This is a genomic window from Lyngbya sp. CCAP 1446/10, from assembly GCF_026130175.1.
GTDB lineage: Bacteria > Cyanobacteriota > Cyanobacteriia > Cyanobacteriales > Microcoleaceae > Microcoleus.
This window is the reverse complement of the sequence record NZ_JAIGNI010000002.1, coordinates 28,404-48,492: the sequence shown is the minus strand read 5'-3', so window position 1 is coordinate 48,492 and position 20,089 is coordinate 28,404. Positions and strand designations below refer to the sequence as shown.

The 20,089-nt window shown below is 46.3% G+C and carries 16 protein-coding genes; 14 read left to right on the top strand and 2 right to left on the bottom strand.

All coding sequences use genetic code 11. The annotated features are described in order from the left end of the window. The first annotated feature begins 344 nt into the window (after nt 1–344). The 6 genes from K4039_RS01380 to K4039_RS01355 all read left to right on the top strand — a co-directional run bounded on the left by K4039_RS01380 (nt 345) and on the right by K4039_RS01355 (nt 6,015). Nucleotides 345–623, top strand: coding sequence for a hypothetical protein (locus K4039_RS01380; protein ID WP_265233324.1), 279 nt, complete (start codon nt 345–347; stop codon nt 621–623). Between the two features lie 85 nt (nt 624–708). Beyond that, nucleotides 709–2,127 (top strand): DUF4912 domain-containing protein, encoded by a 1,419-nt coding sequence (locus K4039_RS01375; protein ID WP_265233323.1) that lies wholly within the window; start codon nt 709–711, stop codon nt 2,125–2,127. A gap of 129 nt (nt 2,128–2,256) precedes the next feature. Continuing rightward, entirely contained in the window at nt 2,257–2,493 is a 237-nt protein-coding gene (locus tag K4039_RS01370) for a hypothetical protein (RefSeq protein WP_265233322.1), read from the top strand. A 181-nt stretch (nt 2,494–2,674) separates the two neighbouring features. Then, entirely contained in the window at nt 2,675–3,991 is a 1,317-nt protein-coding gene (locus K4039_RS01365) for an ABC transporter substrate-binding protein (protein ID WP_265233321.1), read from the top strand. Nucleotides 3,992–4,172: 181 nt separating this feature from the next. Beyond that, on the top strand, nt 4,173–5,072 hold the full coding sequence (locus tag K4039_RS01360; RefSeq protein WP_265233423.1) for a carbohydrate ABC transporter permease: 900 nt from the start codon (nt 4,173–4,175) through the stop codon (nt 5,070–5,072). Nucleotides 5,073–5,151: 79 nt separating this feature from the next. Further along, nucleotides 5,152–6,015 carry a carbohydrate ABC transporter permease gene (locus tag K4039_RS01355; RefSeq protein WP_265233422.1) on the top strand — a complete coding sequence of 288 codons (864 nt, stop codon included), beginning with the start codon at nt 5,152–5,154 and terminating at the stop codon, nt 6,013–6,015. A gap of 19 nt (nt 6,016–6,034) precedes the next feature. Here the strand turns inward: K4039_RS01355 and K4039_RS01350 are convergent, their stop codons facing one another. Beyond that, nucleotides 6,035–6,163: a hypothetical protein gene (locus K4039_RS01350; RefSeq protein WP_265233320.1), complete on the bottom strand. Its 129-nt coding sequence runs from the start codon at nt 6,161–6,163 to the stop codon at nt 6,035–6,037. On the opposite strand from K4039_RS01350, the gene K4039_RS01345 reads away from it, so the two are divergent. The 8 genes from K4039_RS01345 to K4039_RS01310 all read left to right on the top strand — a co-directional run bounded on the left by K4039_RS01345 (nt 6,162) and on the right by K4039_RS01310 (nt 19,282). Then, on the top strand, nt 6,162–7,244 hold the full coding sequence (locus tag K4039_RS01345; RefSeq protein ID WP_265233319.1) for an ABC transporter ATP-binding protein: 1,083 nt from the start codon (nt 6,162–6,164) through the stop codon (nt 7,242–7,244). The two genes, K4039_RS01350 and K4039_RS01345, sit on opposite strands and share 2 nt — an antisense overlap. Nucleotides 7,245–7,574: 330 nt before the next feature. Further along, on the top strand, nt 7,575–7,940 hold the full coding sequence (locus K4039_RS01340; protein WP_265233318.1) for a hypothetical protein: 366 nt from the start codon (nt 7,575–7,577) through the stop codon (nt 7,938–7,940). Between the two features lie 219 nt (nt 7,941–8,159). Beyond that, on the top strand, nt 8,160–8,600 hold the full coding sequence (locus K4039_RS01335; RefSeq protein WP_265233317.1) for a DUF3574 domain-containing protein: 441 nt from the start codon (nt 8,160–8,162) through the stop codon (nt 8,598–8,600). 93 nt (nt 8,601–8,693) lie between these two features. Continuing rightward, on the top strand, nt 8,694–8,951 hold the full coding sequence (locus K4039_RS01330; RefSeq protein WP_265233316.1) for a hypothetical protein: 258 nt from the start codon (nt 8,694–8,696) through the stop codon (nt 8,949–8,951). 254 nt (nt 8,952–9,205) lie between these two features. Beyond that, nucleotides 9,206–9,715, top strand: coding sequence for a hypothetical protein (locus K4039_RS01325; RefSeq protein WP_265233315.1), 510 nt, complete (start codon nt 9,206–9,208; stop codon nt 9,713–9,715). Nucleotides 9,716–9,924: 209 nt separating this feature from the next. Then, nucleotides 9,925–11,937: an ABC transporter ATP-binding protein gene (locus K4039_RS01320; protein ID WP_265233314.1), complete on the top strand. Its 2,013-nt coding sequence runs from the start codon at nt 9,925–9,927 to the stop codon at nt 11,935–11,937. A gap of 527 nt (nt 11,938–12,464) precedes the next feature. Continuing rightward, a complete protein-coding gene (locus K4039_RS01315) occupies nt 12,465–17,783 on the top strand; it encodes a PAS domain S-box protein (RefSeq protein WP_265233313.1) in 5,319 nt (1,772 codons plus the stop codon). 200 nt (nt 17,784–17,983) lie between these two features. Continuing rightward, a complete protein-coding gene (locus K4039_RS01310) occupies nt 17,984–19,282 on the top strand; it encodes a cytochrome P450 (RefSeq protein ID WP_265233312.1) in 1,299 nt (432 codons plus the stop codon). A 103-nt stretch (nt 19,283–19,385) separates the two neighbouring features. Here the strand turns inward: K4039_RS01310 and K4039_RS01305 are convergent, their stop codons facing one another. Then, a complete protein-coding gene (locus K4039_RS01305; protein WP_265233311.1) occupies nt 19,386–19,991 on the bottom strand; it encodes a chorismate lyase in 606 nt (201 codons plus the stop codon). Between the last annotated feature and the right edge of the window lie 98 nt (nt 19,992–20,089).

Genomic DNA, 20,089 nt, shown 5'->3' with positions numbered 1-20,089 from the left:
AACATAATTTTTGGGTTTGTTTATACTCGGCGGCTATGGCACTGGTGCGTCGCTACTCGAAAAGTCGATTTTTATGCAAGGGATTGTGAATGGCGACGCACCCTACAGCTACTCCCAGACTCATCAACAAACCCTTGAAACGGAACTATCCCAAAGGAAATCGCCCCCTGGGAGCATTTTGTCATGAAACCTTGACATTTTGTTCGTGATAGAGCCCTATAAGCATTCTATTGTCATCAAATTTTGACATATTGATCCCCAGATGCCCCAAAATGCGTATAAGTACCCATGATTGAGGCAAAAGACCCCTTGACCCGATCGCAAGTTGTCTGCAACATTGAGTCATGACAAAGCGATCCCAAAGAAATGCTTTGATTGAGCAACTCTGGGAGTCAAATAGCGCGTGTGCTGCCGGCACAGCGTTGCTAGCAGCACCGATCGCACTCGCAAAATCGATCTTGTCAATCAAGAATCGACAGATAAAGCTTTATTTAGATCCGACGGTGCGCGCAGAAGCCCAAAAAGTCACAAACCCCGATCGCAATTGGGGACAAGACAAGCTAAAAACCAGCAAGGCTTCAAAGGTTGGAGAGATCCAGAAGCTCGATAATATTTGCATTTAAAAGAGTTTCTAGCTCGAAAAGTCAACACATTTGTGTTGAAACGAAAAATCTAACCCGCCATCCCAAATTAGAGGAGAACAAACTCATGGCAAAAGAACGCCCACCATTAGAAGAGATGACTTTGCGACAACTCCGCAGAGTTGCTAGCGAATGTGGAGTGTCTCGCTACAGCCGGATGCGGAAATCGCAACTTCTGGCATCAATTCAAGAAATTCAGCGCAACAAATTTTCATACAGTCCATCTCGCAAACTAGAGGCACAAGAAGCAGTGGAAGCAGCAAAGTTTGAACTCGGTCAAGAAGATAGAACAGGCGGTTCCTTGTCGTCTGTAGATGAAGGTTTAGCAGATTTGCCCAACGGCTACGGCGAAAGTCGAGTTGTTTTGATGCCCCGCGATCCAGAATGGGCCTACACTTATTGGGACATCTCGAACGATCGCAAACAAGAATTGCGCCGCCAAGGCGGACAGCAACTCGCCCTGCGGATCTACGACGTGACAGATGTTAACCTCGACATCCAAAGCCCCCACAGCATTCAAGAATATCCCTGCGACGAACTGGCGCGGGAATGGTACGTGCCAATCCCAGTCAGCGATCGGGATTATGCGATCGACATCGGCTACCGCTGTGCAGACGGCCGCTGGTTGGTATTAGCGCGATCGGCCGAAGTCCGAGTCCCGCCCATCTATCCCAGCGACTGGATTGAAGACAAATTCATCACCCTCGAATGGGAAGAAGACTTAGCGGGCAAAACCTTCGCCGAACTGGTTCCCCCTGCCAAGAAAATCGCACAAACCAACGGCGCGAGTGTTGGTTACAGCACCGGCAACGCCATCTACGAACAAATCTTCGGCATGGCAGAATCGGCAGAATCCATGCGTGTAGATGGTTCCATCTTCGGTTCCATGCAGCACGTCGCCGGTTCCATGCAGCACGTCGCCGGTTCCATCCAGCAAGTCGGCATTCACGAACAAGCTTTGAGTTCCTACGTATTCCCCTCCGGCGTTGGAATGTGGGCTGGGGCGGGGATGTCCGGCCTCACCATGTCCGGTGTCGGAATGTCCGGTGTCGGAATGTCCGGCCTCACCGCGTCGGGTGTCGGTATGTCCGGTGTCGGAATGTCCGGCCTCACCATGTCCGGTGTCGGGATGTCCGGCCTCACCATGTCGGGTTTCGGTATGTCCGGTGTCGGTATGTCGGGAGTTGGCTTTGCCGCCCCGATGCGCCCCCGCCAGTTCTGGTTAGTTGCTGACGCTGAACTGATAGTTTACGGCGCTACCGAACCAGACGCCACCGTCTATGTAGGCGGACAGCCGATTAAACTCAATGCTGACGGTACTTTCCGCTTCCAGATGTCTTTCCAAGACGGCTTAATCGACTATCCGATTTTTGCAGTAGCAGCAGACGGCGAACAAAACCGCGCTGTCCACATGAAATTCGAGCGCGAAACCCCAGAACGCCACACCAATACCAAGGAAGATGCTGTTGTGGAGTGGTTGGGCTAACAGTAATGGTCGATCGCGATCCGGGTAGCTGTGCAGGTTTGTGCCAATTTTTTAACCATCACAAGGCATAGCCTGAGCAGATCATGATTTGTTAAGGTTAATCCCAGACAACAACCCATAACACCCCCTATGCACCGTTCTCCTGTTTTGAGGAGCGGTGTTTTTTGTATCCGAAGGAAGAGGGAAGAAGGAAGAAGGAAGAAGGAAGAAGAATTATTGATTTGTAGGGTGCGTGAGGGCGAGAAATCTTTAAATCCAGACCCCGATACTATCACTCACGCACCGCCCCAACGATTGAATCATGCCCATGCCAAATGCCAGCGGAAACGATATTTGATAATGCTCTCAATATCTGTCTGTAGATAGATGTTGATTCAACTCGCGAGCTATCTCGTTAAATCAAAATTTGCACTCTTCACTCAACGATTATTAAGTAAGCTAAAGTTTACTTAAATTTTTATTGAACAAACTCGCTAAATCTCGTGAAACAAAAGAAAGCAAGTTATGAAATCAATAAGGCGATCGCACAGCCACTTCTCAAAAGCCAATGCCAAAAATAAATTCTCCGCCCCAGCGAAGGCAAAAACACCCCCGTCTTTTAGCTTTATTCGCCGTCACATTAGCCGCCGTCTTGTTTGTATTCATTCTGCCCGCACTGACTAAACAGCCCGTCGTGCTCACCATGTTAATGCAAGGCCAAGACATTGTTAACTGGAAACCATTTGTCAAAGAATTTGAACAGAAAAACCCCGATATTCGCATCAATCTCGTAGAAGGGCCATTTGACACAAACCTGGTAGAAAATCTTTATACATCTGCCTTTCTTTTAGGCGACTCGCCCTACGACATTATCAACATGGATATTGTTTGGGTTCCCAAATTTGCCGCCGCAGGTTGGGTAATGGATTTAACAGACAGAATTTCCCCCGCACAACTTTCAAAGTTCATCCCAGGTAACGTCGAAGGCGGGCGGTATCGAGGCAAACTTTACCGAATTCCCCACGCTTCCGATGCCGGAATGCTTTATTACCGCAAAGACATTTTAAAACAAGCGGGAATTCCAGCGCCGAAAACCTTTGAAGAAATGGTAAAAATCTCTCAAAATTTGCAGAAACAGGGAAAAATAACTTGGGGTTATTTGTGGCAAGGCAAACAATACGAGGGAGTATCTGCGATGTTTGTCGAAGTGCTCTCCGGTTTCGGTGGCTTTTGGGCTAACCCTCAAACTTTTGAAGTTGGGTTAGATCAACCGGAGGCAATTAAAGCAGTGGAATTTCTCAAAAATACGATCGCCTCTGGCATCTCTCCACCGGGTGTTACTACCTACGGCGAAGAAGAAACTAGGCTGTTGTTTCAAAATGGGAAAGCGCTGTTTTTGCGAAATTGGCCCTATGTTTGGAAGCTAGCAAATGCTGAGGGATCTAAGGTGAGAGGCAAAATTGCGATCGAGCCAATGCTCAGCAGTATCGGTAAAACAGGCGGTTCCTGCTTGGGCGGCTGGGGCTGGGGAATCGCCAAAACTTCAAAACATCCAGAACAAGCATGGAAAGCAATTAAATACCTTACTAGCGAAGAAACCCAGCGTAAATTTATTTTAGAAACAGGTTTAGTTCCCAGTTACAAATCTCTATTTACAGACAAAGAAATAGTCGCAAAATATCCCCACTACCCGCAACTGCTAAAAGTAGTGGAACAGCCAGTTTTGCGCCCGCCCATCGCACAATACGCTCAAGCTTCTGATATTTTGCAGCGCTATTTGAGTTCTGCTTTTACCGGGAGAATGAGTGCAGAACAAGCAATGAAAGCAGCAGCTAGCGAAACTCGCAATTTATTAGGCAGTTTGAAACCAGCCAAAGCTTCGTAAGTTTGACATCTTGCCTCTGTCAGAAACAGGGAAGATGCCTGTTCCACAAAGAGTGAATTTTTTTATTGTGGGGTGGGCATCTTGCCCGCCCGAACAGGCAAGATGCCTGTTCCACAAAAAGTTAATTCAATTGTGGGGCGTTGCTCCTAGCCCGCCCAAAAATAAATTAAAGGTGAGAAATATGCAATTAGACAAGATGCGACAGCGCGAACAACAAACCGGATGGATATTAGTAGCACCAGCATTGATAATTCTGCTGCTAGTATTTGCTTACCCAATATTGCGTGCTTTTTGGCTGAGTTTATTTACCCAAAATCTCGGTACTGAATTAAAACTGGTTTTTTCTGGTTTTGCTAACTACAGTCGAATTGTAGGTGACGGGCGTTTCTGGCAAACTTTAGGGAATACCGCAGTATTTACTAGCGCTTCCGTTGTGCTGGAATTAATTCTCGGCATGGGTATTGCTTTAGTTTTGAATCAATCTTTCACAGGGCGTGGCATTGTCCGCACAATTTCCCTGCTGCCTTGGGCGCTACCAACTGCACTGATGGGAGTAGCTTGGGCGTGGATTTTTAACGACCAATACGGCGTAATTAATGATATTTTGCTACGCTTGGGATTGATTAAAAATAGTATTAGCTGGCTGGGAGATCCGACTTTGGCAATGATGGCAGTGATTACAGCGGATGTGTGGAAAACTACGCCCTTTGTCAGCTTGCTTTTGCTAGCAGGATTGCAATCGATTCCCGGTGATTTGTACGAAGCCCACGCGATTGACGGCGCGAGTAGCTGGCAGAGTTTCCGTCAAGTTACATTGCCGCTGTTGATGCCCCAAATTGTGATTGCTTTGCTGTTTCGATTTGCCCAAGCTTTCGGCATTTTTGACTTGATTCAGGTGATGACGGGAGGGGGGCCGGCGGGGGCGACGGAGACGGTTTCTATCTACATTTACAGCACGGTAATGAGGTATTTAGACTTTGGGTACGGGGCGGCTTTGGTGGTGTGTACTTTTTTGCTGTTAGTGGCCGCAGTTGCGATCGCCGCTTATCTATTATCCAGAGCCCGCGCCAGTCAATTGTAGATTTGTCGCCCGCACACCCCAAAAATTCAATCTAAATGCCGAATAGCCGATCGCTTTCCTTTCATTGGTACAAAAAATTATGTCGATCGCCCGCGAACACCCCAGAAAAAAAACATTTAACATCCGGCAATTAATCTTGCCCATCTCAGCGATATTAATTGTCGCATATTTCCTCGCACCCATCATCTGGCAGGTACTGACATCTTTCAAAGTAAATGCAGATATTTCAGCAATTCCCAACGTCTACATACCCAAACGAATTACTTTCGAGCATTACATCTCCTTGTTCCAGCGCCGCCCGTTTGCACTTTACATTTTAAATAGCGCTTTTGTTTCCATTACTTCCACATTTCTGTGTTTAGCTGTAGGCGCGCCCGCAGCTTACGCTTTAGCTCGGTTGCGGCTGTGGGGCGAGAGAATCATTTTGGCAATTGTGACGATTGTGACGCTATTTCCGGCAGTGCTGCTATTTTTGGGTTTGTTGGAAATAGTCAAAGCTTTGAGTTTAGGAAATAATTATTTAGCCTTGATTATTCCTTACACAGCTATCAATTTGCCCTTGACAATTTTGGTAATGCGGAGTTTCTTTCAACAATTACCAAAAGATTTAGAAGATGCGGCTAAAGTTGACGGATACAACACTTTTCAAATGCTGTGGCAAATCGTGCTACCGATGACATTTCCCGCCTTAGTCACAACCGGGATTTTGACATTTATTTCAGCTTGGAACGAGTTTATATTTGCCCTGACATTTATAACTCGCGAATCCATGAAAACAATTCCCGTTGCTACGGCTCAACTCAGCGGTGTGTCAGTCTTTGATATTCCCTATGGCCCGATCGCAGCAGCCACAGTTTTAGGAACCTTACCCTTGGTTTTGCTAGTTTTGGTGTTCCAGCGGCGCATAGTTCAAGGTTTAACAGCCGGGGCAGTCAAAGGATGATTTGTAACTCTAAATAATCCTAGCATCCTAAACACTTCCTCTTCCCTTCTTTCCTTCTTCCTTCTTCCTTCTTCCTTCTTCCTCTTCCCTTCTTTCCTTCTTCCTTCTTCCTTCTTCCTTCTTCCTTCTTCCTTCTTATAAAAATCATGGCAAAACTGCAACTAAAAAACCTCAATAAAACCTACAGCCCCAAAGTTGTACCAGTAAAAGACATTAGCTTAGAAGTCAGCGAGGGCGAATTTCTGACATTGCTGGGGCCCTCTGGGTGCGGCAAATCTACCACACTGCGGTTGATTGCAGGATTGGAACAGCCGACTCGCGGCGAGATTAGAATTGGCGATCGCGATGTGACATATCTCAGACCGGGCGATCGGGATATTGCAATGGTTTTTCAAAGTTACGCGCTATATCCGCACATGACAGTATACGAGAATATGGCATCGAGCCTCAAACTTCGCAAAATCTCCTCCGGCGAAATCAATCGGTTAGTGACAGAAGTTGCAGCATCCCTCGGATTGACCGAATTAGCCGATCGCAAACCAGGGAAATTATCAGGCGGACAGCGGCAAAGAGTAGCCCTAGGACGCGCCTTAGTCCGCCAACCGGAAGTATTTTTGCTCGACGAACCTTTGAGCAATCTAGACGCATTATTGCGAGAAAAAGTTAGGGCCGAACTCAAACAATTATTTTCCTCCCAAAAAGCCCCTGTAGTCTACGTTACTCACGACCAAACCGAAGCAATGACACTTTCAACAAAAGTCGCAGTTCTTAATAATGGCAGCGTGCAACAACTAGATCCGCCACACTTAATTTATAACCGTCCTGCCAATCAGTTTGTAGCGGGTTTTGTGGGCAGCCCGCAAATGAATTTGCTAGTGCTTAAATGCCAGGGCAATTTTGCAATGTTGGGCGATTCTGGGGTTCCTTTGCCAAATCTGCCCACTGTCCCACCAGAAATCGTCTTGGGAATTCGCCCCGAACACCTCAGCTTTGCAGATGCAGAGACTGGCAAGATGCCCAATCCAGAAGCAATTAAAGGTGAGGTTTATTTAGTGGAAAACTTGGGAATGCAAAATTTAGTTAGTGTCCGAGTTAAGGGTTTGGAGCCAGTAACTGTGCGGGTTTTGCTGCCAAATGACCGCCAGTGGAGTTCAGAAATTGTCGAATTGGTGTTTCCGCCTCACTTGCTGCACTGGTTTGATGTCAAAACTGGCGATCGCTTGCAATAATAATTTGCCATATATAACATGATTGATTGAAAATAGTCTAACCCTGTGCTGAAAAATAGATTTTCTGCTTCTAATTAAGTTATGACTTTAGTAAGAGGTAGAAGTGTTTTGCTGCTGTTAACGTGATACTTGTGTTTGAAAAAACTAATTGACTGACACATTGGTTGAGTGTTTACCAGATTCATCGCTTACCTATGACTCTATTGATGTGGCTAATGGCAAGTGGCAGTTAAGTTTGGCTTGCCCTGGCGCTAGCTGATTCTAGAGCGAGTCAATTAGATGAAAAAATGTTGAAAATTATCACCAATTAACTTAGGGAGTATTACCGAGATGAATTTGATTTCTACAGCTATCGCTCGCATCAGTTCCCTGCTTAAGGGCTTTCAAATCAAGAGTTTTTTGAGTGTTGTTCTAGTCGGTTTTATGCTGCTGACGGCAAATGTTGATTCTGGAAGTAACAAAGCTTATGGGACGCAACTGGGTTCAAACGCGGAGCTAAACAATCCCGAAAGACCCCAAACAACTCGGGAATGGAGGAAAGAAGCTCGCGAAACCTCTGACTCTCCGGGCGAAAGATTTCAGAAGATTGGGCAAGAGGCGGGAGCAGCCGTGAAAGAATTCGGGGAGATGTACCAAGACACTGCTGATAGAAGTATCCGCGAATTGAAGGATAATACCCCAGACGCCAGCAAGTAGACGATCGCAAATAAACTACGACTGACGCTCAAAAACCCAGTTTCTCATGAGAAACTGGGTTTTTGAGTTGGCATAATTTTATGTTAAATTATATCGCGAACGATAGCATCCGTATTGTGCGATCGTTGGGACGGTGCGTGAGCGTCAATACTCTCAGAGTAGAGATTTGAAGATTTATCGCACTCACCCACCCTACTACTTATTTGTGAAAATAATGACATGAAGAACAAACATCTTAACAGTCTTTGCTTGGCCAGCCTGCTGTTGATCGTGCCTGTTTGTCCGGGGACAATTGCCCGCGCTCAAATTCCCGAAACTTCCGATACTAACGCCAGCCCAAAAACCTTCCTCAAAGATGAACTGTATTTTGGCTTAAATAAACCCGGAGGCGAGACAATTGCTGAATCAGAGTGGCAGGATTTTGTCAAGGAAGTTATTACCCCTAGTTTTCGGGAAGGACTAACGGTATTAGACGGCTCCGGGCAGTTTCTTAACAGTTCGGGAATTCTGATTCGAGAAAAGTCTAAAATAGTTATTTTGATTCATGAAAACAGCCAGAAAAATAATCGAGCTATTCAGGAAATTATCGAAAATTATAAGCGCAGATTTCAGCAGGAGTCAGTGCTGCGGACGACCAGCGAAGTTAAGGTTTCTTTCTGATTCGCTCATCCAATCAGCGTATTTATGATATTATTCGTAGTAATCAAGGTCATACCTTCAAAGATAAGTAGGGTGCAATGAAAATCATAATTTGTGGGTATCGATCGCACACTGCAAAAAATCGCCAGAAAAACCAGCCCGGGAGAAAACAAAAATATGACCAACGATGGCAACCCAAAAGCCCAAACGCCGGATAACGAGGATTTGAAAAAAAAATTGGACGGTATAGGGAAAGCTTTGATTGTGAGCGTGGCTTGGTCTTACGCAGAGGCTTTGGAGCGAACGAAACGCGCTGAAAAAGAACAGAAATCTACGCCCGAATCTCAACCCGAATCTCAACCAGAATCTTAGACATCCGCCGCTGCGAAAACAGCGCGATTGCTTTGCTCTAAAGACAAGCAATTGCTAACGCATCGGCGAACCATCACAATCATCGCGAACGAGCAGATTGGAGGCGACTTTTTCGGCAAATCCCCCAAATTGCAGCGGTTTGTATGCAATGTTACCTAAATAAATTTTATTTCCCAAAAGGGATTCAAATTAAACAAAGTACGGTTTTACGGCTACAGTGTACAAAACAAACAACCAATTTTGATATCGGTCTCATGTCTAATTCAAAAATGATTGGTAAAGCGATCGCAGGTGGCATTTGCTTCGGCATCCTAGCCAGCTTAAACGCCACGCCAGGCCCCGCATCCGCAGCAGCACCAACAATTGCTGAAGCAGCAGCTCCGGCAGCTAGCAACCTCGACAAGCAACTCCTAGGTCAATGGCAAGGCACAGTCCCATCCGGTCAGTCTTTCACCTTCGTCTTTGCCCCAGAAGGCAAATTGTTCCTCATGGCTAAAGGCCCCGACGGAGCTGCCCGCGCCAAAGAAATGAGGTACAAAGTTAATCTCGGTGAAAAACCGATGCACTTGGATGTCGGCCTCAGCAGCACAGAAACCGTTGAAACTGTTTTTGAGTTAACTCCTGAAGGTCAAATGCGCCTTCAGTTGCAAGGCACGAATCCCGGACAGGCGCGGCCTAATTCGTTAAACGAACAGGCAACGGTGTTTAAAAAGGTCTCCGAGGCCACTGCACTGCCCGCCGACACTCAACTCATCGGTTATTGAAGGCATTCGGCAACAGGCTTGTGAAGGAAAAAGGCAGAAGGCAGAATTCAAGAATTTTCCTTGTTTGGAGTTCCAACAAAAAAGTTCCTCTTCCTTCTTCCTGACCTCCGTTACATCCCGTACACTGCTTCGTTGCCGAACTTCCTTCTTCGTTCGATCGACCCTGCTACAATCCATTTAATCTCCCTTTAATTTTTGCAGTAGACCTCATGAGTGAAACCGTCCTAGAAGTTCGCAACCTGCGGGTTGAATTTCAATCTGCGGACGCAGGCAATGCGTCCGCAACAGTCAAAGCTGTTGACGGCATTTCCTTTGAGGTGAAGCGAGGGCGAACTCTGGGAATTGTGGGAGAATCGGGGTCAGGAAAATCCGTAACATCCCTGGCTGTGATGGGTTTGCTGTCGAGTTCGTCAACAAAAATCCAGGGCGAAATTTGGTTTTCTCCGACAACAGAGGGCGCTAGCAATGGGCCGGTTAATCTGCTGGAAATGCCCGATCGGGAAAAACAAACCTACCGGGGAAGCCAGATTGCAACGATTTTTCAAGAACCGATGAGTTCGCTGAATCCTGTTTATACGATCGGATTTCAACTCACAGAAGCCATTTGTCTGCACCAAAAGGTGTCTCAGACAGCAGCGCGGCGCAAAGCTGCTTCGCTGCTGCAAGAGGTGAAGCTGCTACCGGGCGACGAAGAACTCCGGCAAACCTGTTTGGCCCGGCGGCAAGAAGCTGTTCGGGAGGACGATCGCGATTTGATGCAGCTCATCAACGGCCAAAAACAAGCTATGCTCGATCGCTATCCCCACGAACTCTCCGGCGGTCAAATCCAGCGCGTGATGATTGCAATGGCCATTTCCTGCAATCCAATTTTATTAATTGCTGACGAACCAACAACCGCCTTAGACGTAACCGTGCAGGCAACAATCTTAGCTTTGCTGCGGGAGTTGCGGGACTCTAGAGGCATGGCAATGATTTTTATTACCCACGATTTGGGTGTCATTGCGGAAATTGGCGATACCGTGGCGGTGATGTACCGAGGCAAAATTGTTGAGTGTGGTGCGATCGAACAAATTTTCAGCAATCCCCAACATCCTTACACAAAAGGTCTGCTAGCTTGCCGCCCAACTCTCGATCGGCAAATGCGCCGCTTGCCGACGGTTTCCGATTTTATGGATGTCACCACAAATGCCAGCGGCGAATTGGTAATTGTCGAGAAAAATATCGATTTAGACGGCGACAGCAGCGGCGGACTTTCCGCTTTTGTCGCCGGAAAACCGCCCCGGCTGCCGAATATTTCCCAGCCTTTGCTAGCTGTTAATAACTTGCGAGTAGGTTTTCCCATGCAGGGAATGTTTGGCGAAACTAAACGTTTGTTTATAGCGGTAAACGATATTTCTTTTGAGGTTTACCCTGGCGAAACTTTGGGTTTGGTGGGCGAATCCGGCTGCGGTAAATCAACTTTAGCGAGAGCTTTGTTGCAATTAATTCCGATCGCCAGCGGTCAAGTATTTTTTGAAGGTCAAGAAATTACTCCTCCTGCGAAAAGTAGTTCGGGATTGCAGTGGATGGCTAATTATCGAATCAAAAAAGAGTACGATCGCAAATTGCGGTGGCTACGACGCGACTTGCAAATTATCTTTCAAGACCCTTTTAGTTCTCTCGATCCGCGCCTGAGTGTTGGGGATGCGGTGATGGAACCGATGGTAATTCACAGCTTTGGTAAGAACCAGAAAGAACAGCGCGATCGCGCGGCTTATTTGTTGGATAGAGTGGGTTTGAATCCCGATATTATGCGGCGCTACCCTCACGAGTTTTCTGGCGGACAGCGGCAGCGCATTTGTATTGCTAGAGCTTTGGCTTTGAATCCTAAGTTTATTATTTGCGATGAGTCGGTTTCCGCATTAGATGTGTCGGTGCAGGCGCAAGTTTTAAATTTGCTCAAGGAGTTGCAAACAGAGTTTGGACTGACTTATATTTTTATTTCTCACGATTTGAGCGTGGTTAAGTTTATGAGCGATCGCGCGATCGTCATGAACAAAGGTAAAATCGAGGAAATTGGCACAGCCGAGCGCATTTACCGCCAACCGCAACAAGCTTACACCAAGCAACTTATAGCTGCTATTCCCGCCGGGAATTTGGAACGAATTCGGCAACAGCAATTAGGGCGCGAAGCAGCAGACAAGAGTGCCAAATCTGCGATCGCGAGGTTTACCGCCGATTAAGGCAGATTAACACAGATTAACGCAGATTATTTCAATATCTGCCTGCGATTGGCAATTTTATCGGGAATTTCTCACCCGCGTACCTCGATAAGATTTGGTTCGTAGTGCGGACTCGCATTCCGCTTTCGTAGTGCGGACTCGCATTCCGCGCTACGAACCCTTTTTGTTTTGGTAATCGACCGGACATGATATCATTTAATAATGCGCTTCTAATTTACTGTAGATAATTAATTTTTGTGTCGGGACTAGCTATATTAGGCCAAATGTCCAATGACTGACACCAATGTTTAGTGCATGATGAGAAATAAACCCTCTAGGCCTGTTGAAAAAATTATAAAATCTGTGAGTTAGCTATCAAAAATCACTAGCTAATTGCGTAAATATACTGAATTTGCTTGTTGGAGTGCTGAGATTTAGGTAAGACTTACAATGCTAAAATTCGCAATTTTAAAAAATTTTACACTATTTAAACATTTTTATTGTAAGTTTTCAACAGCCAATATTCCTCTTAATTTTGGAGTGAACAAATGACAGATTCAGTTTATATCAAAAAAACAAATAATAAATTGTTGCACTTTCTGCAAATGCGGTTGAGAGAAATCACGGCTGCGGCAGTCAACAGAAAACAAAAGACCAAATCCAGAATGCTGTATAAAAACAACATTAGCTTAGGGACGATCGCCCGCAGCAGCGCATTCTCAGTTTTGATAGTTGTACTGCTTGTACTAAATGGGTTGCTGGTAGCTGGCGGTGCCTGTGGTTTGTACGATCGCCCGATCGCCCTGGCATTTTTGGCAATAGCAAATATTGTCCTGCTGGCGGCAGCGGCGGCGGGATGGAAAGCCTCTGCTGCTAAGAAAAACGATCGCCGATCGGGCAAATCCGACGGTGGCGATCGCTTTTTTAGTCTCTCGCCAGATATGCTGTGCGTCATTGGTTTTGACGGTTATTTCAAACGCATCAACCCAGCAGCCGAAAAAATCCTCGGCTATTCCCCAGCCGAAATGGTTGGCCAACTCTTCATTGAATTCGTGCATCCAGACGATCGCGAAACTACTTTAAAACAAGCTGAAAGCATTGCTACGGGAAACAATACCGTTGGGTTTGAAAACCGCTGGCGGTGTCAAAATGGGTCTTACAAGTGGATAGCCTGGAATGCTAGCCCTTTCTGCGAGGAAGAATTGATGTATGCGATCGGTCGCGACGTTACCGATCGCCAACAAGTCCAAGAGTCGCTCCAGCAGAGCAATTCTATTTTGCGTTCCGTGATAGAAAGTACGCCGGATCTCATTTTTGTCAAGGATATTCAAGGCCGGTACGCGATCGCAAATTCTGCGGGAACTCAATTTTTAGGAAAACCGATCGAGGCAATTATAGGCAAAGACGATGCAGCATTATTTCCCGCTGAAATAGCCACTAAAATTATCGAAGAAGACCGCAGAGTGACTGCTACCGGACAATGTTTGACTTATGAAGAAGATATACCACAAAACGGGGCTGTGCGAACGTTTCTAACAGCGAAATACCCTTGGCGCGACTCTCAGGAAAATATTATCGGCCTAGTTGCCATATCTCGCGACATCAGCGATCGCAAAGAAATAGAAGCAGTGCTACTAGAGAAAAACATCCTATTTGAAAGCGTCATCGAAAGTACAGGCGACAGCATTTTTGTCAAAGATATTCAGGGCCGCCACCTATTGGTAAATTCTCAGGCAGCAGCCATTATTGGCTTGCCAAAATCGGAAATTATTGGCAAAAAAGATGCAGAATTATTTCCGCCGGAGATTACAGATATGCTGGTGGAAAATGACCGCCGGGTGCGGCAATCGGGGATTGACGAAACGATCGAGGAAGCAGGAAAAGATAGCGATGGTAACATCCTGACATTTCTTTCTACCAAAAGTCCTTTGCGCGATCGAGCCGCAAACATCATCGGTGTAGTCGGAGTTACTCGCAATATTAGCGATCGCAAACAAGCAGAACAAGCCCTGCAAGAAAGCGAGGAACGCTACCGCTGCTTAATTGAAGCCACATCCCAAATTGTTTGGGATACTACAGCCGCCGGCGAAGTTATCGGCGAACAAACAGGATTGAGTGCATTCACAGGAGCGACTTACCACGAACTTAAAGGCTGGGGGTGGCTCAATCACGTCCATCCAGACGACAGAGAATATACTGCCAGGATGTGGTCTGATGCAGTTGCCAACTGCATTTTATTCGCAATAGAACACCGCTTGCTGCGGCACGACGGCGAGTACAGGTACATGAGGGTGCGCGCTGTGCCCCTATTGAACGCAGACGGCAGCGTTCGCCAGTGGGTGGGAATACACTCGGATATTACAGAGAGCAAAATCACAGAACAAGAAATGCTGCAGCAAAAAGAATTTTTGGGCAGCATTTACGACGGCGTAGAGTACAGTATTTTCGTAATAGATATCGGCGAAGACGGAGAATTTCGCTACGCCGGTTGGAACCCAGCAGCCGACTTACTCAGCGGCATCAGCAGCGAATTCGGACGTGGCAAAACTCCCGAAGAATTTTTCGATCCATTTACAGCAGCAAGGTTCCGGCAGAATTTGATCGACTGTTTGGAAAAAGGTAGCTCGATTTCCCGCGAATATCCCGTTAGTTTTGACGGTGCAGAATTCTGGTTTATGACAACTTTGACTCCCCTGCGGGATGCCTCCGGCAAAATTTATCGCGTTGTCGGCAGTTCCACCGACATTACAGAACGCAAAAAAGTCGAAGCACAATTGTGCGAACAAGAAGAATTTTTAAACAGCATCTATAACGGCTCTAATCAACCTATTTTCGTAGTAGATGTCGGCGCAGAAGGAGAGTTTCGCTACGCTGGCTGGAATGCTGCTGCAGAAGCGTCTACAGGTATTGTGAGTGCCGATTTCAAAGGCAAAACCCCAGAAGAAATTTTTCCCCCGCAAATAGCAGCAATTTTTCGACAAAGTTACGTAGATTGTTTGACAGCCGGCAGCTCGATTGCTTACGAAACCAGCGCCGAGTTAGAAGGCGCAGAACGCTGGTATATCGTCACTCTGACACCGCTGCGGGATGCCTCTGGCAGCATCTACCGCATAATTGGTAATTCGATCGACATTACGGATCGCAAACAAGCAGAAACAGCCCTGCAAGAGAGCCAGCATTTTGTGGAGCGCATTGCTAATGCCACTCCAAATATTCTCTATGTTTACGATGATATCGAGCAGCGAAATGTCTACAGCAACCGCGAACTTGCTGGCACTCTAGGCTATAGCCTCGAAGAAGTTGCCACAATGGGCAGCAATCTGTTGCCGACCATTATCCACCCTGAAGATTTAGCTCAATTTCCCGAATATTTGCAGCAATTAAAAAATACTCCCGACGACGAGGTTGTTGAATACGAATATCGGGTGCGCGACAAACAAAATAATTGGCACTGGTTCGTCAGCCGCGAAATTATATTTAGCAGAACAGCAGAGGGAAAAATCCAGCAGCGTCTCGGTGCTGCTACGGATGTTACAGATCGCAAAAAAGCAGAACAAAGTTTAGCAGAACAATTGAAAATTTCTTTATTCACAGCAGATATTGGAATTGCTCTCACTCAAAACCAGAGTTTACCTGCAACTTTGCAAAAATGCACCGATGCAGTTGTGCGCCATTTGGATGCTGCGTTTGCTCGGATTTGGACGCTGAACGAACAGGGAAATGTCTTGGAATTGCAAGCAAGCGGGGGGATGTATACTCACATTGACGGCGCTCACAGCCGCATTGCTGTCGGCCAGTTCAAGATTGGTTTAATCGCCCGAGAGCGAAAACCTCACATCACTAATTCTGTGGAAACAGATCCCAGAGTCAGTGACAAAGAATGGGCGAAACGAGAAGGAATGGTAGCTTTTGCTGGATATCCGCTAATTGTTGACAATCAGTTGCTTGGAGTAATCGTGATGTTTGCTCGCCATGAGTTGCAGGAATCAATACTAATTGCTTTAGCATCAAGTGTTGATTCGATCGCCCTGGGAATCAAGCGCAAACAAACAGAAATGGCTCTCGCCGCCCAAAAGCAAACTATGAGGACAATTATTGACAACGCTCCGATCTGGGTGTGGATGGCAAATCCTAGCGGGCGGATGTTATTAGTCAACAAAACTTTCTGCGAAGATGTGGCTGTATCCGAAGATAAATTTTTGGCAGCCTCTCACTATTCCGAAGTTTTAGGATTAGAAGCATCTGCTAACTGCATGGAATCTGACATCCAAGCGTGGAGCCAAGATACTCCCTGTTATTCAGAAGAATTGCTCCAGTTGGCTGACGGCGAGTATCACCACTTGGAGACAATTAAAACTCAGGTAAAAGATGATTGTGGCAGGGCGATCGGCTTGATAGGTTTGGGTTTGGACGTTACAAAACAAAAAGAATCTCAAAGACAGTTGCAAGAGTCGGAAGCGAGATTTCGCAAATTAGCGGAGCAGGAAACATTGCTTAACCAACTAGCTAGCAACATCCGCCAATCTTTGGATTTAGATACTATTTTGGCAACAACCGTGCAGCAAATTCGCGACTTGCTGATGCTCGATCGCTGCGTGTTTATTTGGTATATCCCAGACACCTCGCCGCCTGTTTGGGACGTGCAATACGAAGCAAAAAATGCCTATTTATCTTCGCTGTTAGGTGCATTTCCTATTAGTGCAACTGGTTCTCAAGCCGAGCGAATTGCCAATTTAGAAATAATTCGTATCGATGATTTTGAGACTGTTCCCGATCCAGTAGAGCGGGATTTTTTCAGGTGTATAGGATTACAGTCTCTGCTGGAGATTCCCCTTCAGACATCTTCAGGTAAAATAGGGGCAATTTGCTGTAGCGCTTGTAGCGCTGTGCGGTGTTGGAGCGATGAGGAAGTGGAACTATTAGTGGCGGTGGGCAATCAATTGGCGATCGCCATTAATCAAGCGGAACTTTACACACAAAGCGTCGATTCAGCCCGGATAGCGCAAGAACAAACTACCCAACTAGAAGCAACTCTGTGCGAACTCCAGCAAGCTCAAACCCAACTCGTGCAAGCAGAAAAAATGTCGAGTCTCGGTCAGATGGTAGCAGGAATTGCCCACGAAATCAATAACCCGGTCAGCTTTATTTTCGGCAATCTTACCTACACCGAAGAATACACCGGAAGCCTGATGAAACTGTTGCAAATGTATCGAGATGAATACCCGCAACCTGGTCAAGTTATTCAGCAGGAAATAGAGGCTTTAGATCTGGATTTCTTGCTAGACGACTTGCCAAAAATGCTATCTTCGATGCAGGTAGGAGCAACTCGTATTCGGGATATCGTGCTGAGTTTGCGAAATTTCTCTCGTCTCGATGAATCTGACATGAAAAATGTTAACATTCACGAAGGCATCGACAGTACATTAATGATTTTAGAACACCGTCTGAAAGCTCAGCCCGATCGCCCAGCCATTCAACTCGTTAAAGAATACGGAGAATTGCCGCTGGTGGAGTGCTACGCCGGACTGTTGAATCAGGTATTTATGAATATTATCGCTAACGCGATCGATGCTTTACAACATCCGCCCAAAAATCCGGGAAGTATCCGCATTCGTACAGAGGTAGAAGGTAATTGCGTTGCGATTAGAATTGCTGACAACGGTTCAGGTATCGCCGATCAAATCAAGCAGCGGATATTCGACCCTTTCTATACTACAAAACCGATCGGTTCGGGAACGGGAATGGGTTTAGCAATTTCCCATTCAATTATTGTCGAAAAACACAAAGGTAAAATCAACTGTTTTTCGGCGATCGGGAAAGGTACTGAATTTGCGATCGAGATTCCGATTAAAAGGACAGAGAATTAAATTGGTTTGTCGGCAAAATTACTAAGGTGCGTCAGTTGGAAAACCCGATTTTTTGGTACTAACCTTAAAACTGACGCACCCTACAGGCTCCCAACAGATAAAAGTTATTTTACCATAAATTTGTCTGGTGCGTATTACCCACTCTCCAACTAAAATTGATATGATATTAAAAATCACAAATCAAAAATCACAAATCAGATATGGCATTACCTCCCGGCAGTTTAGGTTTACCCCTAATTGGCGATACCCTCAACTTTTTGCAAGATTCCCAATTTGCCAAAAAACGCCACCAGCAGTACGGGCCCATTTTCAAAACTAGCATTTTCGGAGAGCCTACCGTGTTTGTGCGTGGCCAAGAGGCGAATTTGTTTGTTTTAAGCAATGACAACCAATATTTTGTTGTGAGTTTTCCTCCGAGCACGAAAGCGCTTTTAGGGCCGCTTTCCTTGTCGCTGCAAACGGGTGCTAACCACCAAAATCGGCGCAAGTTGCTGTACCAAGCGTTTCAGCCACGAGCTTTAGCCGGCTACATCGGCGCGATGGAAGATATCACTCAGCGCTATTTGGAAAAATGGGTCAAAATGGAAACCATGACTTGGTATCCTGAACTGAAAAATTATACTTTTGATGTGGCGGGTAAGTTGTTAGTAGGGATAGAAAAGGGTTCGGAAACGGCGCTAGGACATTATTTTGAAACTTGGTCTAAGGGTTTATTTTCGATTCCTTTAGATCTGCCTTGGACTCTGTTTGGCAAAGCGAAAAATAGCAGAAAGTTACTGTTAGCAGAACTGGAAAAGATTATTCGCGATCGCCAACAAGGAACCCCTAGCGGCAATGATGCTTTGAGTTTGCTGATTTCGGCTCGCGATGACGAGGGAAATAGTTTGAGTTTGGATGAGTTAAAAGATCAAGTGCTGTTGCTGTTGTTTGCGGGACACGAAACTTTAACTTCGGCGATCGCCTCTTTTTGTCTTCTCGTGGCTCAAAACCCCGATGTAATGGCAAAAGTGCGGGCCGAACAGCAGCAGTTCCCCGCAACTGAACCCCTAACATTGGAACAGCTCAAACAAATGACTTATTTAGAACAGGTTATGCGAGAAGTGCTGCGTTTAGTTCCACCGGCTGGAGGTGTTTTTCGGACAGTAATTAATGCTTGTGAGTTCGGCGGCTATGAAATTCCCAAGGGTTGGAGCGTGGTTTCTGGGATTACTCAAACCCATCAGGATAGTCAACTTTATCCTGAACCCGAGCGATTCGACCCCGATCGATTTAGCTCGGAGCGATCGGCTAAACCTTTCAGTTACGTGCCCTTTGGCGGCGGTTTGCGAGAATGTTTGGGCAAAGAATTTGCCCGATTAGAGATGAAGTTGTTTGCAGCAAAGATGGTTCGGGAGTACGAGTGGGATCTGTTACCGGATCAAGATTTGAATTTGATCACAATACCGATGCCTCATCCTCGCGACGGTTTGCGAGTGAAGTTTCGGCGGAACTATTCTTAAGAACAGGCAAGATGCCTGTTCCACAATCGGGTAAATTTTCTTGTGGGGCGTTGCTCCTAGCCCGCCCTGAAAGCCTTATTGGTAATGGTGCAAGATCTCAGTCTCAATCAACATCCAATTGCATCGGCCCCAAATACTTAGTTAAATAAGGCGAAAACACCTCATAAATCAGAGTCAATGGCTTTCCGTGATGCCAAAACAAATAATGTCGCCCCCAAAAAGGCCCCGATTGTTCAAAAGCAGACTCCAAAACCGCCGAATCGCCGAAATAAATGCCTTGTACGTCGCGATACAACTCTGTCCGCAGCCGCCCTAAACTAGCCCATATTGGCAAAGATTTATTTTCTAAATATTCATCTACGTGACTCGCTTCCCACCAAGAAGTCGCGTAGGCGAGGCGCTGTCCCGAAGCTGTCCGCAGCCACACTTGGCGGCGCAGGCGGGGCCCCGGAACCGCGACAATTTGCTGGGGCGCGCCGTCTGCATCGTCACCCACCAAGGACATATCGATTACGTCTACTTCTGTCCGTTCCCCTGTCAGCAGTTGCAGGTGACGGGTGGGGGAACCGTCGCCCAGGAGCAGTATTTGCCATGCCGGCGCTAGCTTAGTGTGGGGCAAACCCTTCTGTACTGCGTCTTCTGCTCCTTTCCACAGGGGGTTGAGAGCGTGCCAGGTTTGGCTGTTTTTGGGTGTAAATGTTGCAGTCAAGGGTCTTTACAAAACTTAATTTTTTGTTTATTATAACGCTTCTGCAATTATCTCAAGTCAAATAGTTATAATAAACTTCGCGATCGCACTCCGACTCT

What these genes read in the sequence shown, in the direction of transcription:
- K4039_RS01375 (WP_265233323.1), top strand. Translation starts at nt 709, where the DNA reads ATGGCAAAAGAACGCCCACCATTAGAAGAGATGACTTTGCGACAACTC.
- K4039_RS01380 (WP_265233324.1), top strand. Translation starts at nt 345, where the DNA reads ATGACAAAGCGATCCCAAAGAAATGCTTTGATTGAGCAACTCTGGGAG.
- K4039_RS01355 (WP_265233422.1), top strand. Translation starts at nt 5,152, where the DNA reads ATGTCGATCGCCCGCGAACACCCCAGAAAAAAAACATTTAACATCCGG.
- K4039_RS01310 (WP_265233312.1), top strand. Translation starts at nt 17,984, where the DNA reads ATGGCATTACCTCCCGGCAGTTTAGGTTTACCCCTAATTGGCGATACC.
- K4039_RS01365 (WP_265233321.1), top strand. Translation starts at nt 2,675, where the DNA reads ATGCCAAAAATAAATTCTCCGCCCCAGCGAAGGCAAAAACACCCCCGT.
- K4039_RS01320 (WP_265233314.1), top strand. Translation starts at nt 9,925, where the DNA reads ATGAGTGAAACCGTCCTAGAAGTTCGCAACCTGCGGGTTGAATTTCAA.
- K4039_RS01325 (WP_265233315.1), top strand. Translation starts at nt 9,206, where the DNA reads ATGTCTAATTCAAAAATGATTGGTAAAGCGATCGCAGGTGGCATTTGC.
- K4039_RS01360 (WP_265233423.1), top strand. Translation starts at nt 4,173, where the DNA reads ATGCAATTAGACAAGATGCGACAGCGCGAACAACAAACCGGATGGATA.
- K4039_RS01340 (WP_265233318.1), top strand. Translation starts at nt 7,575, where the DNA reads ATGAATTTGATTTCTACAGCTATCGCTCGCATCAGTTCCCTGCTTAAG.
- K4039_RS01370 (WP_265233322.1), top strand. Translation starts at nt 2,257, where the DNA reads ATGCACCGTTCTCCTGTTTTGAGGAGCGGTGTTTTTTGTATCCGAAGG.
- K4039_RS01345 (WP_265233319.1), top strand. Translation starts at nt 6,162, where the DNA reads ATGGCAAAACTGCAACTAAAAAACCTCAATAAAACCTACAGCCCCAAA.
- K4039_RS01350 (WP_265233320.1), bottom strand. Translation starts at nt 6,163, where the DNA reads ATGATTTTTATAAGAAGGAAGAAGGAAGAAGGAAGAAGGAAGAAGGAA.
- K4039_RS01335 (WP_265233317.1), top strand. Translation starts at nt 8,160, where the DNA reads ATGAAGAACAAACATCTTAACAGTCTTTGCTTGGCCAGCCTGCTGTTG.
- K4039_RS01315 (WP_265233313.1), top strand. Translation starts at nt 12,465, where the DNA reads ATGACAGATTCAGTTTATATCAAAAAAACAAATAATAAATTGTTGCAC.